This is a genomic window from Paraburkholderia sp. FW306-2-2C-D06C (assembly GCF_058781505.1).
The window spans coordinates 1-15186 of sequence record NZ_JBYSWU010000038.1 but is presented as its reverse complement, the minus strand read 5'-3'; the positions used below and the strand labels follow the sequence as shown (position 1 = coordinate 15186).

Genomic DNA, 15186 nt, shown 5'->3' with positions numbered 1-15186 from the left:
TCAGCGCAGCGCAAGATATGTTCGTGCGTGCGCATGGTGCGGAAAACCCCGAAAACGTGCATTCATCCAATCAATGCGATCAACTTTCAGACCGAATGAGAAATGATTTATTTTTATTGCGAACCACGTGCTACTTTTGATCGACCCATTAAGGAATGTTTAGCATGGACAGTCTCACGCATCACTGGCTCAAGCGAGTAACCGAAAGCCGCAAACCGGCTTATCTGGTGATTCCGGATCTGATTGAAGAAGATCTCGCGAGCGGGCGTCTGCGTCCGCGTGACCGTCTGCCGGGTCTGCGCGATCTGGCGGCCGCGCTGCAACTGAACTACACGACCGTCGCGCGCGCCTATGCCGAAGCGCGCAAGCGCGGCCTGCTCGATGCGCGCGCCGGCAGCGGCACCTTCGTGCGCGGCCGGACGCAGACGTTGCCGCTCGCGGGCGGCAGCAGTGTCGAGATGTCGATGAACATGCCGCCCGAGCCGCCCGAACTTGCGGCGCGTCTGCGCGAGTCGGCTGCGAGTCTTTTCGCGCACGCCGATCCGTACCGCCTGCTGCGCTATCAGGATTTCGGCGGCACGCCCGACGATCGCGCGGCGGGCCGCACCTGGCTGAAGGAGCGTCTGCCCCATTGCGCAGACGATACCGTGCTCGTCTGCCCGGGCATTCATAGCGCGCTCGTTGCGCTCGTTTCGCAACTCGCGCGCCGCAGCGAGACGATCTGCCTCGACACGCTCGCGTATCCAGGCATCAAGGCTATCGCGTCGCAGCTCGGCGTGCGCCTGCAACCGCTGCCGCGCGACGACGAAGGGCCGCTGCCTCATGCATTCGAAGCGTTATGCAAGAGCGAAAAACCCGGCGCGTTCTATTGCAATCCGACACTGCAGAATCCGAGCACGCTCACGTTGTCGGGTCAGCGCCGCGAAGCGCTGGCCGACGTCGCGTTGCGCTATAGCGTGCCCATCATCGAAGACGACGCATACGGCTGGCTGCCGACGAGCAAGCCTGTCGCGCTTGCCGCGCTCGCACCCGAGTTGACCTATCACGTCACCGGCTTTTCGAAGACACTCGGCGCCGGTTTGCGTGTCGCCTACCTGCGCGCGCCGACTGCGCGGCAAACACAACACATTGCCGGCGCGTTGCGCGCAACGACGGTGATGCCCAGTCCATTCACGGTGATGCTGGCGACGCAATGGGTCAACGATGGCACGGCGAGCGAGATGCTCGACGCGATTCGTGTGGAGGCCAATGCGCGCCAGGCGATCGCCGCGCAGGAACTGGCGGAATTGCGCTACGACGCGCACGTCGACGGCTTTCACCTGTGGCTGCCTATTCCGGCGCAATGCAACTGGAGCGCACCCGAGCTGGCGTTGCAACTGCGCAATCAGGGCGTCGGTGTGGTGGCAGGTGCCGCGTTCTCGACTGACGGCAATCCGCCCAATGCCATCCGCGTGTGCCTCGGCGGGCCGCAAGATCGCGACGATTGCCGCGACGCTTTGCAACGCGTCGCGGAGACGCTTAACGATCCGCATCATTTACATATGCCGATGATGTAGACGGTCACGTTGATCATGTAACGTCGCAGCCATTACGTCGGCCGCGCTCCGAAATTGACTACATGTCACGTTGGGAAAAGCGGCCGCAGCTGTCTGTACAGAGCTCGATACGACGCTAACCGCTCCATAAGTATTGAATGCCGCTCATCGTCAGGAAAGAATTCCTGCGATAACGACGGGGTACGGACAACGGCCGAGAAATCGCCGTCAGCCGCCAACCAGCCGAGACGTGCGGCTCCGAGCGCAGCGATGCACTGTGCATCGGGCGGCCGGCGTATCGATACTCCAAACGCGTCAGCAATCAACTGCGTCCAGAGCGTACTCCGTGCGCCTCCACCGATAAGGCTCAGCGAGGTTTCACGGGTGCCGTCCGCACGCAGAGCATCGAGGCCGTCCGACAAAGCAAACGTGACGCCCTCAAGAACCGAATAGGCAAGCATGGCGCGGTCGGTCGAATCAACAAGTCCAAAAAACACGCCTTGGGCGTACGGGTCATTGTGGGGTGTTCGTTCACCGGAGAGGTAAGGCAAGAACAATGGGGCTTTTGCGCGGCGGTTCGCACTGACACTCTCGACCTCACCTAGCAAACATGCTTCGTCAGCCGAAGTGAGGTTGCATAGCCAACGAACGCAGCTAGCCGCAGACAGCACGACGCTCGTTCGGTGCCACCTTTTCGGAATCGCGTGACAGAGCGCGTGTACGCCTGGATGAGGGCTCGGCCGAAACTGGTCAGTAACAACGGACAGCACCCCCGAGGTACCGAGAGACAGAAAGCCATCCCCCGATTCCGCTGCGCCTACGCCCAGCGCGCTTGTCGCGGTGTCGCCCCCGCCAGCCGCAACAATTACATTCGCCGGCAGGCCAAGCTCGCTGGCGATACTGCGACGCACGACGCCAACTGCTCGGCTCCCTTCCTCAATCGGTGGCACCTGCTTTCGCGTCATGTCACAGGCTTGCAAAAGAACGTCGGACCACTCGCGACGCCCGACATCGAGCCAAAGGGTTCCTGACGCATCGGATGGGTCCGTGAGCTTTAAGCCGGTCAAACGCAGGCGCAGATAGTCCTTCGGGAGCAGGACGCACGCCAGCTCTCGGAAGTGCTCCGGCTCGTATCGCGCGACCCATAATAACTTTGGTGCTGTGAGCCCTGGCATTGCGCAATTGCCAGCGATTTCATGCAGCCCTGGTGCGCGGGCCGTGAGTTCAGTGCATTCGCTGACGCTGCGCATATCGTTCCACAATATCGCTGGGCGCAGCGGCTGGTCATTGGCATCAAGGAGAACGGCACCGTGCATTTGACCAGAGAGACCAATGGCCTGTATGCGTCCAAACGCGTCGGGATAGTTCTTACGCAGCGTCGCTAGCGCAATGCGCGTAGCTCGCCACCAATCCTCCGGGTCCTGTTCTGACCATCGGTGCCTCGGCCTCGATATTTCCAGCGGATGGCGAGCGGTGCCGACGACATGTCCATCGCTGGCCAGCAGGAGGACCTTCAATTCCGTCGTGCCGAGGTCAATGCCAAGAAACATTATTCGAACTCAAGATACGTCTTGCCTATATCGTCTAAAGGTCGAAATTGGTTGGCATCAGGACCACGTCGCGAATAGTCAGACCGCGTTGCCGCGTCAGCATGAACATGATGACCTCGGCTACCTCGCTGGCCTCAAGCAGGCTCCCCGACTCTTTGGCTTCTTTGAGCTTTTCCTCCGGCCAGTCAGCGAGCAGTGCGCTAGCGACCGGTCCAGGCGAGACGGAACCAACGCGTATTCCGTGCTTGAAAACCTGGCGCCGTACGGTCTGAACGAAGCAGTTAATCGCCCATTTGGACGACGCATAGACCGGTTCCCACGGCGTCGGAAAGTGAGCTGCCAGGGAGCTGGTCACTATAATATCGCCGGTCCGTCTGGCTATCATGTGGGGCAAGACATCGTGAACGTTTTTCATCACCACATTGACGTTGAGATTCAGCATCCGGTCAATCGCTGCCGTATCCGCGTCCACGAGGTCGCCACCGACATAAGTGCCGGCGTTGGCGTGAAGGATGTCGATTTGCCCCGCGATTTCTAGCACGCGTGGCACGAGCGTTGAACAAGCCGTCGCGTCGAGCAAATCTATGACTAGCGGAATCGCCGCGTCGCCGTGTTTCTTGCAAACTGACGTCAGTGCGGCGTCATCGCGGTCGACTAGAACCACGCGGGCACCAGCCGCCAACAGCGCCTCGGCGCTAGCCAAGCCAATGCCTGAAGCGGCGCCAGTGACCACAGCGACTTTGCCTTGCAGTTCTCCTGCCATTTTCCTGTTCCTCCTGTCCTGTTTAGCAGTCTTCGCAGACTTGATGAGGTAGCAATCTGCCCCAATAGCTTGTCTCCACTCATCTCGCTCCGCAAGGAACGGCGTCTCAGGCTGCACCGGTGACCATCATTGCGGCTTAATCTTGCGCGATTCTCTGCTTTATCGTGACATGTGCCACCCGGTCTTATGCAACACTCGAAATGAACAACTGCTCTATCAGGGAACAAATATTCGGTTACACTGGTGGCTCTGTCAAGGCAATTTAGGGGAGGAAAACCCCGATGGCTTGCGTGGTAAAGGTGGTTCGCTCGTCCCTCGCAAGGGGGCGCATCTGCACGGACAGGCGCTCGACAACCCCGTCACAAAAACGCCCAGGTGCCGATGGTCGTCCCCGGCATAACTTTTTTGGCCTAATGTCTGTGGAAAGAGATGCGCTCGCCATCAATTGCCGTTGCACTGTGAGTGCAATCCACCAAACTCATGCTGTTGCAGTTCAAGAGACCGCAACTTCAAAGACAGAGCCTCGCTATCGCTGCGACCCCACGGCGGCCGGGGACCTGTGGCCCTATACGCGCGAAACCTCTCCACCCACGGGCGCAGACCGACTGCGCCTTCGACGAATACTTTGGCCTCGTCTTGCCATCAGATGATGAGAGGAAAGCTTTCCTGAATCGCCGACTGGACCTTGACCACTGTCCGCGCCATACTGGATCAGAATTTCGTAGCCGAGTAACTTCATCTTTCGAACAGTCTCTGGCGTTGCCGCCACACGTGTTTCGCCACACCTGCTTTCTTTAGGAATTCATATTTTCATTACAATGCACCTTCTTCGTTTCTAAAAACACTGGCCGACTTATGGACGGTCGGTCATCCCAGCTTCAGCGGCGTTACCGCGTCGGCTAGTCGGCGGGTTTGAACGCTTTTCATCAAGAGCATCAACGCCGCCGCCAGGGAAACGGGAATTGCAACTATTCCAAACACCGTCGACATGTTTCCCAATGTAGCCAACAACACGCCGCCAGCCATTGATCCAAATATCGAACCGACGCGGCCCATTCCTAGCGCCCAGCTCACACCAGTGGCACGCACGTCGCTACGATAGAAGCGCGCAGTCAACGCATTCGCTCCCGTCTGGGAGCCGGCCACGCCAACACCGGCGCCAAAGACCACACATTGCAGAAGAACGGAGTGGTGAACGCTCCCGCCAAGAAGCAGAAGAGAAATGGCAGCAATGACGTATGAGCAAGCCAGCACGAGGTAAGGATCGCGTCTGTCCATCAAATATCCGATGACGACGGCGCCGACTGTTCCACCAAATGGGAGCATTGCCCCGAGACGGGCCGCTTCAGAAATCGAGTAGCCCGAATCCTTCAGCGCCAGGGGGAGCCAGCTCGACAACAGGTAGAACGCGGACAATGTACAGAAGTAAGTTAGCCACAGCAGGATTGTTCCTGACCTGACGTCACGCGCAAGCAGGCCCCGCACGGGAATCAATGAGCGAGGTTCAGCGCTGTCCTCTATCTCGATGGCCGTAATACCTGGGTTAAGCTTCTCCGCAATTCGCAAGACTTCGCTGGCGTGCCGCCCATTGGCGAGAAGATAGTCGAGCGACTCGGGCAAATACACGACTAGGAATGGCACAAGTATCAGCGGGGTTAGTCCGCCGGCAACCAGTACACCTCGCCAACCTGCGAGAGGAAGGAGCCACGCCACAATCCAGCCGCCAAGCGCGAACCCCAGCGTGAATCCGCAGAAAGTGGCCGTAACAAGAAGAGAGCGAAAACGGGCCGGGCTATATTCCGAGCTCAGCGTGATCACGTTTGGCATTGCCCCGCCGAGACCGAGTCCGGTCAACAAACGCAGCGCGGCCATCTGTTCAGGTGACTGCGCAAACGCCGAAGCTACGCTGCCACATCCGAAAAAAACAACCGAGGCAATGAGCACCTTTTTGCGGCCGATGCGATCCGCTACCGGTCCAAACAGGAAGCATCCAATCATCAAGCCCAGCAGCCCTGAGCCGAAGATCTTCCCCATACTCGCCGTCTGCATAGACCATTGCGCGCGCAGCGTGGAAGCCAGGTAGCCAACCGATGCTGTATCGAATCCGTCGATCGTCACAATAAGGAGGCAATAAACGAGCACCGCGACCTGCAGCCGCGAAATGCCCCTGCCATTCACCAAATCCGCCGCTTTCATGTCTCCTCCTGCGGTCGTTGAAACGCCTACTCCCTAGCTGACGGACCTGAGGTCCGTCAGCGTTTCTCGTATAGTTTTGGGAGAAGTTTCCAGCCTGCCTCAGGCCGCTTTTTCAGCCTGACCTTGGCTCTCGCGTTTTTTCAGGTCTAACGCGACGTCGATGATCATGTCTTCCTGACCGCCGACCATCCGTCGACGGCCCAGTTCCACAAGGATGTCCACCGTCGAAAGCCCGTATTTCCTGGCCGCCACCTCGGCGTGTCTGAGGAAGCTTGAATAGACTCCCGCATAGCCGAGTGCCAGCGTTTCGCGGTCAACCCGGACCGGACGATCCTGAAGTGGCCGCACGATGTCGTCCGCTGCATCCATCAGTCGATAGAGATCACAACCGTGGTTCCAGTTGAGACGGCTCGCGGCCGCAATGAAAACCTCAAGCGGGGCATTTCCTGCACCGGCCCCCATGCCAGCAAGACTCGCGTCAACGCGGTCGCAGCCCTCCTCCACGGCGACAATGGAGTTGGCTACGCCCAGACTCAGGTTGTGATGTGCGTGAATGCCAGTTTGCGTTTCGGGTTTCAGAACGTCCTTGAATGCTCGAAACCGCTCGCGGACAGCATTCATATCCAGCGCACCGCCCGAGTCCACGACATACACGCAGCTGGCACCGTAAGATTCCATGAGCTTGGCTTGCTCCGCGAGCTTCGCGGGTTCGGCCATGTGACTCATCATCAGGAATCCGACTGCGTCCATGCCGAGCTCGGCCGCATACTCGATATGCTGCTTCGAAATATCCGCTTCGGTACAGTGCGTCGCGACGCGCACTACACGCGCGCCGGCGTCGTACGCTTCGCGCAGATGATGAACGGTGCCGACACCAGGCAGCAGCAGCGTAGCGACCTTTGCGCGCCGAACCACCTCCGCAACCGCGGCAATCCATTCGATATCAGTGTGAGCGCCGAAGCCATAGTTGAAGGAGGAGCCGGCGAGACCGTCGCCGTGCGCAACCTCAATGCTATCCACGCCCGCAGCATCCAGCGCTTCCGCGATCGCCTTTACGTTCGCGATGCTGTATTGGTGACGCACAGCATGACTTCCGTCTCGCAGGGTCACATCAGAGATGTACAGTTTCTTTTCCACCGGGTTCATTACCATCTCCTTCATACGACAAGTGCCGACTCTGCAAACCGTTCAGCACACATCAAAGCGGCGCTCGTCATGATGTCGAGGTTACCTGCGTACGCGGGCAGGTAGTGGGCCGCACCCTCCACCTCAAGAAGAACCGTGGTCTTGAGACCTGAGACCTTTCCAAGCCCTGGTACGTTGAGGGGGTTTGCATCGTCATAAAGGTCAAACTGAACGCTTTGCTTCAACCGATAGCCGGGGACATACGCCTGTACTTTGGCAACCATATCAGCGACACTCCGCTCAATCAGCGTGGTATCTACCGGCTCAGAAAGGGTGTAGACCGTGTCCCGCATCATCAGTGGCGGCTCGGCCGGATTCAGGACAATGATCGCCTTGCCTTTTTCCGCACCACCGACCTTCTCGATTGCACGAGTGGTCGTCTCGGTGAATTCGTCAATGTTTGCCCGAGTCCCATGTCCTGCTGACTTGCTTGCGATAGAAGCAATGATCTCGGCGTATTTGACCTTCGCCACCTGCGAAACCGCAGCAACGATTGGGATTGTTGCCTGGCCGCCGCACGTCACCATGTTGATGTTCGGTGCATCCAGTTCCTCGTCCAGATTAACTACTGGAACGACGTAAGGCCCAATCGCAGCCGGCGTGAGATCAATGACCTTAATGCCTCGCACAACCAGCAACTCACTGTGCCGACGATGCGCACCGGCGGATGTCGCATCAAAGACAATCTTGATCTCCTCGATGCCTGGCCACGCAAGAAGGCCCTCGATGCCGTCCGAGATTGCCGCGACGCCCAGCCGCTCGGCTCGCGCGAGACCGTCCGACTTCGCGTCAATGCCCACCAACGCAGCAACTTCAAGATTCTTACCGTAGCGCAACACCTTCATCATCAGATCGGTTCCAATGTTTCCTGATCCGATAATCGCGACTTTTGACCGCCCTGTATCACTCATATCTCGCTCCTGACAGGTTATCGCCCGAGTTCCCTGGCCGTTTTTCCGCCAATGCCCCAGTGCACCTTGGGCATTTCGCTGATCAGAACCCGAACTGATTCGCGCGGAACGCCCACTTGTTCAACGGTCGCGGACGTCAGCGCCTCAATGAGTTTCGCCTTCTGTTCGTCGCTGCGGCCTTCCATCATGTAAACCTGAATAATCGGCATGTTTTTCCTCAGTGTCTGTGCGTATCAAACGAACCGCATGGAAAGCGATCCGAGGCTTTGATATCGAACTGCGATACTGTCGCCCGCTTCGACGGGAATCGCTTCGGTGACGCCGCCAGTCATGATGAATGCACCTGCCGGAAGCGCTTCGTCGCGTTGCGCAAGCATGTTCGCCAGCATGGCTACGCTATGTGCCGGATGGCCGAGCACTGCCGCGCCAGCGGCGGTCGCAACGACTTCACCGTTCTTCTCGAGGACTACGCCCAAAGTCTTCAAGTCGAGACCGTCCACCGACCTGTGAGCGCCCCCCACGACAAACCTGGCAGCAGAGGTATTGTCTGCGATAACGCTCTTCACATCGAACTTGAAATCCAGATACCGCGAGTCGATGACCTCGACCGCGGGTATAACAAAATCCGTTGCAGCCAATACGTCGGCGATCGTACAGCCCGGCCCCTTCAACGGACGCTTGAGCACAAAAGCAATTTCCGCTTCGACCTTTGGGTGGATAAGATCCTTCGTTGAAATACTCGAACCGTCGAAGCAGTACCCGTAGTCAGTGAGAAAACCGCGCACGGGCTCCGCTACGCCCATTTGACGCATTTTCGCGTGCGACGTCAGACCCATCTTGTAACCGACGATGCGCACGCCCCGCTCTTCTTTGCGTCGACGGATTTCATCCTGAATCGCATACGCGTCTTCCCAGTCCAACTCCGGGAATTCCTGCGTAATCTTCGTGACTTCACGGCATTCGATCTCAGCGGATTCGAGCTTTTCCGCGAGATAAGCAATGGTGTTTTTGTCGAGATTCATTCCTTCCTCACATCCTTTAGCTAAACCGCACCGACGCAGTGCCGATACCACCAAGTCGCACCTGGAGGTTGTCACCGACATTCACCGGAACCATCGTGGCAAGCGACCCCGACAAAATGACCTCCCCTGCATGCAATCCCAGGCCGTGACGGCCTAGCGTATTTGCCAACCATGCAACTGCATTTGCGGGATGCCCGAGTGCTGCCGCACCTGCGCCCGTCGCGACGATCTCTCCATTCTTCTCCAGCGTCATGCCCACAGTGGACAAGTCGACCTTCGAGGGATCTATCGCGTTATCGCCAAGCACGAAAGCGCCCGACGAAGCATTGTCGGCGACGGAATCCGTGATCGTGATCTTCCAGTCCTTAATACGGGAGTCAACGAGTTCGAAGCAAGGCATGACGAACTCGGTCGCGCGAAGGACGTCCGCAACCGTGACCCCGGGGCCAGAAAGGTCATGCTTCAGGACGAAAGCAATTTCCCCCTCGGCCTTGGGGGCGATGAACTTCTCCAATGGAACCGTGGCGCCGTCCTGATAGGCCATACCGGATGTCAGCACGCCGAAGTCAGGCTGGTTGACCTGAAGCAGATCCATGACGACCTTGCTTGTCACACCGACCTTCTTGCCCACCACCCGCTCGTTGCGCGCGGCAACGCGCAAGGCCATCATTTCAATCTGAATGCGATAGGCATCGTCGATGGTTATGCCGGGCACTCTTGAAGAAAGCGGCAAAACCGGCTCGCGGGTGACCAGTGACTGATAAAGTTCCGCGCCATAGCGCTTGATGTCGGAGACCTCCATGCTCACCTCAAAGCTGAATACAAACGTTGCGAAGTTCCGTATAGAACTCCAGCGAATGGACACCACCCTCCCGCCCAATGCCAGACGCCTTTGAGCCGCCGAAGGGTGTGCGCAGATCGCGCAGGAACCAAGAGTTGATCCAGCAAAGGCCGACTTCGATGGAAGCCGCAAGACGGTGAGCGGTGCCTATGTTGCTTGTCCATACCGAGGTGCACAGCCCATATTCGCTCGCGTTGGCAAGTCCAACGACTTCTTCCTCGGTGTCGAACGGAGCGATATGGCAGCAGGGACCAAAAATCTCTTCCTGAATCACCGCAGAGGTTTCAGGTAACCCGGTCCAGATTGTTGGCTGGACCCACGACCCTTCCGCCAGTTTCCCGTCGAGCTGAGGTACACCGCCGCCCGTAATGACTGTCGCTCCGTCGGCCTGCGCACGCGCGTAATAAGAAAGTACTTTCTGCTGATGCTCCTGCGATATCAGCGGACCGAAGTTCATCTCCTTATCGTAGGGATTTCCGGGCTTCAATGACTCCGCTTTGGCCTTTAGTGCCGCCACGAACTTGTCGAAGATCGGACGTTGGACGTACACGCGCTCCGTCCCGAGACACACCTGTCCGCTGTTCGCGAATGCCGAGCGGGTAACCCCCTCGACTGCCTTATCGAAATCGCAGTCCGCAAACACGATCGCCGCGTTCTTGCCGCCCAGTTCGAATGAGACCGGGCGCGTACCTTGAGCCGCCGCCTTCATAATGGCTTCACCGGTACGTGTTTCGCCAGTAAAGGTAATGGCGTTCACCTCCCTGTGCGTAGTGAGATACTCGCCGGCCGACCCAGGTCCGAACCCATGAACGACGTTGTACACACCCGGGGGCACCCCGACCTCGTTCATCACTTCGCCAAGCAGAGTGGCTGTGCCGGGGGTTTCCTCGGAGGGCTTCACGATGACCGCGTTACCGCACGCGAGTGCTGGCCCAACTTTCCATGTCATAAGCAGCAGCGGCAGATTCCACGGACAGATGACGCCCACCACGCCCTTGGGTACCCTGATCGCGTAATTGAGCGCCTTGCCACCGTTCGGTGTGGCCATCTCGAATGACTCCGTCGGCGCATTCTTGATGACGTCCGCGAAGATCTTGAAATTCGCTGCACCGCGCGGAATGTCCAGATGGCTAGCCAGCGAGCGCGGTTTGCCCGTGTCGGCGATTTCCGCAGCCAGGAAGTCATCAAACCGCCTGTTAATTCCGTCGGCAATAGCGTAGAGGAGTTCGACCCGCTCCTGGACACTGAAGCGGCCCCATGGTCCGGAAAGCGCTGCGCGTGCAGCCTTTACCGCGGCGTCGACCTCGGATGCTCCGGCCTCATGCACCAGTCCGATGAGGCTACCGTCCACAGGATTGACGTTCCGGAAATGGCGCTCTGTCGACACCCACTCGCCATTGATAAAATTCTGGAACGTAGAGTTTTCTCGCATTTGCATTTCAATCTTCCATGTAATTCAGAGTTCGCAGTCGCCCGCAGTGAGGTAGTCCCACATCCGTTCCAGAATCCTTCCGGAAAAAGTTGCGCGGGTTTCACATTGCGTCTGCGTCAGCGTCATACCCGACAGCGCTGCTCCACAAGCCAATACATCAAGCTCCACGCGCGCCGCGTCCTCCAGATACCACGTCAACACGAGCACCTCTTCAGGAGAGCTTCCTGCGACGACTGCGCCATTGCCGCGCATTACCACGGCCCTGCTTTTGCCCATTACTTCAACCAACGCACTAGCCTGCTCATCCGAGCGGATAAGAAGAGGGTCATCCCAAAGAGGAACGAATGGCGCGAAGTAACTGCCAAAACCGTGCCGCGGCGCCGGTGTGCGCGACAAGGTGGAAAGCGACATCACCTTGGGCGGCATGCTTCTGGCGACTGACTGGATGTCTGGGCGTTGGGAATAAATCTGCTGGTGGATGCGGACCTCACCGAGCACGCCGTCGGGCAGTGCGCCTTTCACCGGGACGACCGTTCCCTCGTCGGAGCTTTCCAGTAGCGTCATTGGTTTTGGCGCGCACACGAGGAAATGATTGGCATCAAGGCGCACGCTGTAGTGCCCGTATGCGTGTGCAAGCCCAGCCCTGCCAAGCGAGCGTGCCGCGATTCTCAGCTTCCGGTCGGCGTCGGAACGAACGTTGTTAGACATCGCTCTCTCCACGTCAGACTGAAAATTCCTCGATGTTGGGCTTGGCCCCCCACATGCAGAAGCCAGTCTGACCGAACGGAAACTGACGCGGTTTATAGTCCCTTTCCTGGTCAGCCGTGATTAGGCGCACACCGGTCGAGTACTCGTAAATCATCCCGTCAGGGCCGGCGAAATACAGGAAGACCGCGCCTGACGTAGGATGTCGACCAGGACCAAAGCGGATGGGTATGCCACGCTCAAGCAGGAAGTAATATGAGCGCATCAGGTCATCGATACTGTTGACCTGAAAGTTGACGTGCTGGACACCTGCGTGGTCTGAGGGAAAGAGCGCGATCTTGTGATGCACTTCATCGATACGCAGAAGCGGCGCGTCGCCGATTCGGTCAGATACGCGCGCATTGCAAACTGTCGTCCAGAATTCCTCGTCGCGAGCGGCATTTGTCGTGCGAAGGCCGACGTGGCTGAATGATTCGATGCCCGCGTCGCGCGACGCGTGGTATCGGCGGCTGCTCTCATGGGGACGCAGCACAAGATCGATCTTATTGCCGGTCGGGTCAGCGAACGTAATGAAGTCCTCGACGCGCCGCATTTCGCTTTCATCGCGACTTCCGCGCTTCACCGGCGTCCGCATTGCCTCAAGCTGAGCAGCAGCGCCGTCCAGCTCTTCGGCCGTGGTTACTTCGAAAGCAAGAACATGCTCAGCAGGGTTGCCTTCGTAGTAACAGACAGAATGGTCACGATTGTCACTGCGAAAATAGACGAAGGGTCCCTCTCGCCGAACCTGTTGCAGTCCAAGTATCTCCTGCGCGTACTTGACAGTAGACTGAAGGTCATTCGTTGCCAGGCGGACGTATCGAATGTCGTGTAAGTTGATCACAGTCTGTCTCCAGCTTTTCTTGATTTGCAGCAGCCGAGCCGAGGCCATGATCTGGAAGACTGCAGCTGCTACCGCGTTGATTCGTTCAAGATAGGCTGACGACCGTTATTGCACCAACGAATTGTGTAAATCCACAGAATTTACATCATGAATTTTGCCCAGCAGCCTGGTGTCCAGACTGACTCGCGAACAATGATGCAACGGTGCTTCGGAGCCAGCGGTGCCCGGCGTCACGATGACATCTGTCATGCCAGAGCTGTGAGATATCGAAGGTGGGTGCTTCAAACGGCAACGGAAAGACTCTGACGCTTGCATAGTCATTGAAGGCGTTCGCCAAGCGACTGGGAACACAAACGAGCAGGTCACTTGCTGTGATCATTTGCGATAATCCAAGCGAATGGGCGAGTCGGACAGCAACCTGCCTGGCGCGTCCATTTTCCTCAAATACACGCTCGACTGCCTCTTCGAACATGGCGTGACTACCAGCCGTAGGCTTGTACACTGCATGCCGCGCATCCAGGAACCGCCTGAGCGACAGCGCAGTCGATATAGCGGGGTGTCCGTCACGTACCAACGCAACGTAGTATTCACGGAAAAGCCGTTGCTGATGAAACCCCGGATCAAAGCTCATAAACAAACCTATCGCCAGATCGATTTCACCGGTCGACATTGCGTTTTGCGCGTCTTTCGGCGTGGCATCTACGGTGACGATTCGAATGTTCGGTGCAGCCGATGCCAAGTGCGAGATTAGCTTCGGCATGAACACCATCTGCCCAAGGTCACTCATGTAGATCGTAAAAGACCGGTCGGACGTCTGAGGGTCGAAACTGCTCTTGGTTTCCACGGCTTGCCGGAGCGATGCCAAGCCTGCGCTGACATGATCAGCAAGGCCCTCTGCCAAAGAGGTCGGCAGCATTCCGTCCTTTGTCTTGACGAACAATGGATCATCGAAGGATGTTCGCAAACGCTTCAAGGCGTTGCTGACGGCCGACTGTGTCAAGCTCAATTCTTCCGCTGCCAGCGTCGTGCTCCTCGTTCTCAGAATGGAGTCGAATACAAGCAGGAGGTTTAGATCCAAAGTCAAAAGATTCATCTGCGTCTCCTTGGGCGGCGCTATTAGCGTTGCGCCTCTTATCGCTGCCATCAGCGCTCAGACCGTTCGAAAGAGCGTGTCGAACTGCTCCCGGAGCCACCGGCTTGCAGGATCGCGATGGTATCGGTCGTGCCAGTACATGGCTACGTCAAATTCTGGTACCGATAAAGGTAGTGGCTTCACAACAAGCTCAAAATGCTTCGTCAGTTCATTTGCGAGTAGCTCAGGCACGACCCATATCAGGTCCGTGCTGGTGACAATATGAGGGGCGGACAGATACTGCGGCAGCCGAAGCCTGATGCGGTCCTTCGCACCCGCTTCAACCAATGCCTTTTCTAGCAGTACATGACCACTTCCCGAGTATTCGACGAGCAGATGTTCTTGAGTTAGAAAACGGTCTAGCGTCAAAACAGACGCTTCTAGCGGATGTCCTTTTCGCATTACCGTCACGTATTTCTGCGAGAAAAGGGACTTGCCGTGTATTCCCGCCTCGAGCGCGGGGAGATACCCAATGGCCAGATCGATCTGCCCGCTTGCGAGGCCCGCCAGCGTCTCGTCAATCGGCTTCCATATGCTTCGAATTCGGACGTTCGGAGCCGTTTCCCGAAGTCGTTGAACAAGTCGTGGGAAACAGGCGACTTCCCCGATGTCGCGCGTCCTGATGGTGAATACCCGTTTCGACTGGAGCGGTTCAAAACTTGCCGGCTCCTTACGCGTTCTGCGGATCATCGCCAACGCATCCAGCAGCATGGGTGCCAACTCGTTGGCCAAGGGGGTTGGCTCCATGCGCCGCCCAACCAGCACAAACAGCTTGTCGTCATATTCCACCCGCAGCTTCTTCAACGAACCGCTCACAGCTGACTGAGTGACACCAAGCACATCGGCGGCGGCTGAGACCGATCTTTCCCGCCAAATCGCTTCGAAAGCATAAAGCAGGTTCAAATCCTTCACACGCCTCCCGCTATCTATTCTGCTAATAGTTACTCATTACAAAATCAGGCTCTTTTGAAAACGGAGTGGGTAACGGGGCTCATCGGGCATGCTCATTAAAGCGTGAGAAGTCGAGTTTTCCA

15 protein-coding genes are annotated in these 15186 nt (G+C 57.7%); 1 reads left to right on the top strand and 14 read right to left on the bottom strand.

What is annotated here, in order from left to right:
* The first annotated feature begins 164 nt into the window (after nucleotides 1–164).
* Nucleotides 165–1556, top strand: a complete 1392-nt coding sequence (locus AC3WLT_RS25005; RefSeq protein ID WP_492594365.1) for an aminotransferase-like domain-containing protein — start codon at nucleotides 165–167, stop codon at nucleotides 1554–1556.
* A 65-nt stretch (nucleotides 1557–1621) separates the two neighbouring features.
* Here AC3WLT_RS25005 and xylB read toward each other — a convergent pair whose 3' ends face one another.
* The 14 genes from xylB to AC3WLT_RS24935 all read right to left on the bottom strand — a co-directional run bounded on the left by xylB (nucleotide 1622) and on the right by AC3WLT_RS24935 (nucleotide 15064).
* Nucleotides 1622–3085 (bottom strand): xylulokinase, encoded by a 1464-nt coding sequence (gene xylB, locus AC3WLT_RS25000; protein ID WP_492594364.1) that lies wholly within the window; start codon nucleotides 3083–3085, stop codon nucleotides 1622–1624.
* 34 nt (nucleotides 3086–3119) lie between these two features.
* A complete protein-coding gene (locus AC3WLT_RS24995) occupies nucleotides 3120–3848 on the bottom strand; it encodes an SDR family oxidoreductase (protein ID WP_492594363.1) in 729 nt (242 codons plus the stop codon).
* Between the two features lie 565 nt (nucleotides 3849–4413).
* Nucleotides 4414–4650, bottom strand: coding sequence for a hypothetical protein (locus AC3WLT_RS24990; RefSeq protein ID WP_492594422.1), 237 nt, complete (start codon nucleotides 4648–4650; stop codon nucleotides 4414–4416).
* 65 nt (nucleotides 4651–4715) lie between these two features.
* The gene (locus tag AC3WLT_RS24985; protein ID WP_492594362.1) at nucleotides 4716–6044 is read right to left on the bottom strand and encodes an MFS transporter; all 1329 of its coding nucleotides are present in this window, start codon (nucleotides 6042–6044) and stop codon (nucleotides 4716–4718) included.
* 99 nt (nucleotides 6045–6143) lie between these two features.
* Nucleotides 6144–7190 (bottom strand): 4-hydroxy-2-oxovalerate aldolase, encoded by a 1047-nt coding sequence (gene dmpG / locus AC3WLT_RS24980; RefSeq protein ID WP_492594361.1) that lies wholly within the window; start codon nucleotides 7188–7190, stop codon nucleotides 6144–6146.
* 11 nt (nucleotides 7191–7201) lie between these two features.
* Nucleotides 7202–8140 (bottom strand): acetaldehyde dehydrogenase (acetylating), encoded by a 939-nt coding sequence (locus AC3WLT_RS24975; RefSeq protein ID WP_492594360.1) that lies wholly within the window; start codon nucleotides 8138–8140, stop codon nucleotides 7202–7204.
* 17 nt (nucleotides 8141–8157) lie between these two features.
* A complete protein-coding gene (thmT, locus tag AC3WLT_RS24970) occupies nucleotides 8158–8349 on the bottom strand; it encodes a 2-hydroxymuconate tautomerase (protein ID WP_492594359.1) in 192 nt (63 codons plus the stop codon).
* 24 nt (nucleotides 8350–8373) lie between these two features.
* Nucleotides 8374–9162, bottom strand: a complete 789-nt coding sequence (gene dmpH, locus AC3WLT_RS24965; protein WP_492594421.1) for a 2-oxo-3-hexenedioate decarboxylase — start codon at nucleotides 9160–9162, stop codon at nucleotides 8374–8376.
* Between the two features lie 16 nt (nucleotides 9163–9178).
* Nucleotides 9179–9964 carry a fumarylacetoacetate hydrolase family protein gene (locus AC3WLT_RS24960; protein ID WP_492594358.1) on the bottom strand — a complete coding sequence of 262 codons (786 nt, stop codon included), beginning with the start codon at nucleotides 9962–9964 and terminating at the stop codon, nucleotides 9179–9181.
* A gap of 7 nt (nucleotides 9965–9971) precedes the next feature.
* Nucleotides 9972–11441, bottom strand: a complete 1470-nt coding sequence (locus tag AC3WLT_RS24955) for a 2-hydroxymuconic semialdehyde dehydrogenase (RefSeq protein ID WP_492594357.1) — start codon at nucleotides 11439–11441, stop codon at nucleotides 9972–9974.
* A gap of 18 nt (nucleotides 11442–11459) precedes the next feature.
* Nucleotides 11460–12143, bottom strand: a complete 684-nt coding sequence (locus AC3WLT_RS24950) for a class II aldolase/adducin family protein (RefSeq protein ID WP_492594356.1) — start codon at nucleotides 12141–12143, stop codon at nucleotides 11460–11462.
* Between the two features lie 13 nt (nucleotides 12144–12156).
* Nucleotides 12157–13020 carry a VOC family protein gene (locus AC3WLT_RS24945; protein WP_492594355.1) on the bottom strand — a complete coding sequence of 288 codons (864 nt, stop codon included), beginning with the start codon at nucleotides 13018–13020 and terminating at the stop codon, nucleotides 12157–12159.
* A gap of 145 nt (nucleotides 13021–13165) precedes the next feature.
* Nucleotides 13166–14113, bottom strand: a complete 948-nt coding sequence (locus AC3WLT_RS24940; RefSeq protein WP_492594354.1) for a LysR family transcriptional regulator — start codon at nucleotides 14111–14113, stop codon at nucleotides 13166–13168.
* A 57-nt stretch (nucleotides 14114–14170) separates the two neighbouring features.
* Nucleotides 14171–15064: a LysR family transcriptional regulator gene (locus AC3WLT_RS24935; RefSeq protein ID WP_492594353.1), complete on the bottom strand. Its 894-nt coding sequence runs from the start codon at nucleotides 15062–15064 to the stop codon at nucleotides 14171–14173.
* Between the last annotated feature and the right edge of the window lie 122 nt (nucleotides 15065–15186).

Excerpts from the sequence above, each read along its gene's own strand:
- thmT (WP_492594359.1), bottom strand. The coding sequence starts at position 8,349 with ATGCCGATTATTCAGGTTTACATGATGGAAGGCCGCAGCGACGAACAG.
- AC3WLT_RS24940 (WP_492594354.1), bottom strand. The coding sequence starts at position 14,113 with ATGAATCTTTTGACTTTGGATCTAAACCTCCTGCTTGTATTCGACTCC.
- AC3WLT_RS24985 (WP_492594362.1), bottom strand. The coding sequence starts at position 6,044 with ATGAAAGCGGCGGATTTGGTGAATGGCAGGGGCATTTCGCGGCTGCAG.
- xylB (WP_492594364.1), bottom strand. The coding sequence starts at position 3,085 with ATGTTTCTTGGCATTGACCTCGGCACGACGGAATTGAAGGTCCTCCTG.
- AC3WLT_RS24975 (WP_492594360.1), bottom strand. The coding sequence starts at position 8,140 with ATGAGTGATACAGGGCGGTCAAAAGTCGCGATTATCGGATCAGGAAAC.
- AC3WLT_RS24950 (WP_492594356.1), bottom strand. The coding sequence starts at position 12,143 with ATGTCTAACAACGTTCGTTCCGACGCCGACCGGAAGCTGAGAATCGCG.
- dmpG (WP_492594361.1), bottom strand. The coding sequence starts at position 7,190 with ATGAACCCGGTGGAAAAGAAACTGTACATCTCTGATGTGACCCTGCGA.
- AC3WLT_RS24955 (WP_492594357.1), bottom strand. The coding sequence starts at position 11,441 with ATGCAAATGCGAGAAAACTCTACGTTCCAGAATTTTATCAATGGCGAG.
- dmpH (WP_492594421.1), bottom strand. The coding sequence starts at position 9,162 with ATGAATCTCGACAAAAACACCATTGCTTATCTCGCGGAAAAGCTCGAA.
- AC3WLT_RS25005 (WP_492594365.1), top strand. The coding sequence starts at position 165 with ATGGACAGTCTCACGCATCACTGGCTCAAGCGAGTAACCGAAAGCCGC.
- AC3WLT_RS24960 (WP_492594358.1), bottom strand. The coding sequence starts at position 9,964 with ATGGAGGTCTCCGACATCAAGCGCTATGGCGCGGAACTTTATCAGTCA.
- AC3WLT_RS24995 (WP_492594363.1), bottom strand. The coding sequence starts at position 3,848 with ATGGCAGGAGAACTGCAAGGCAAAGTCGCTGTGGTCACTGGCGCCGCT.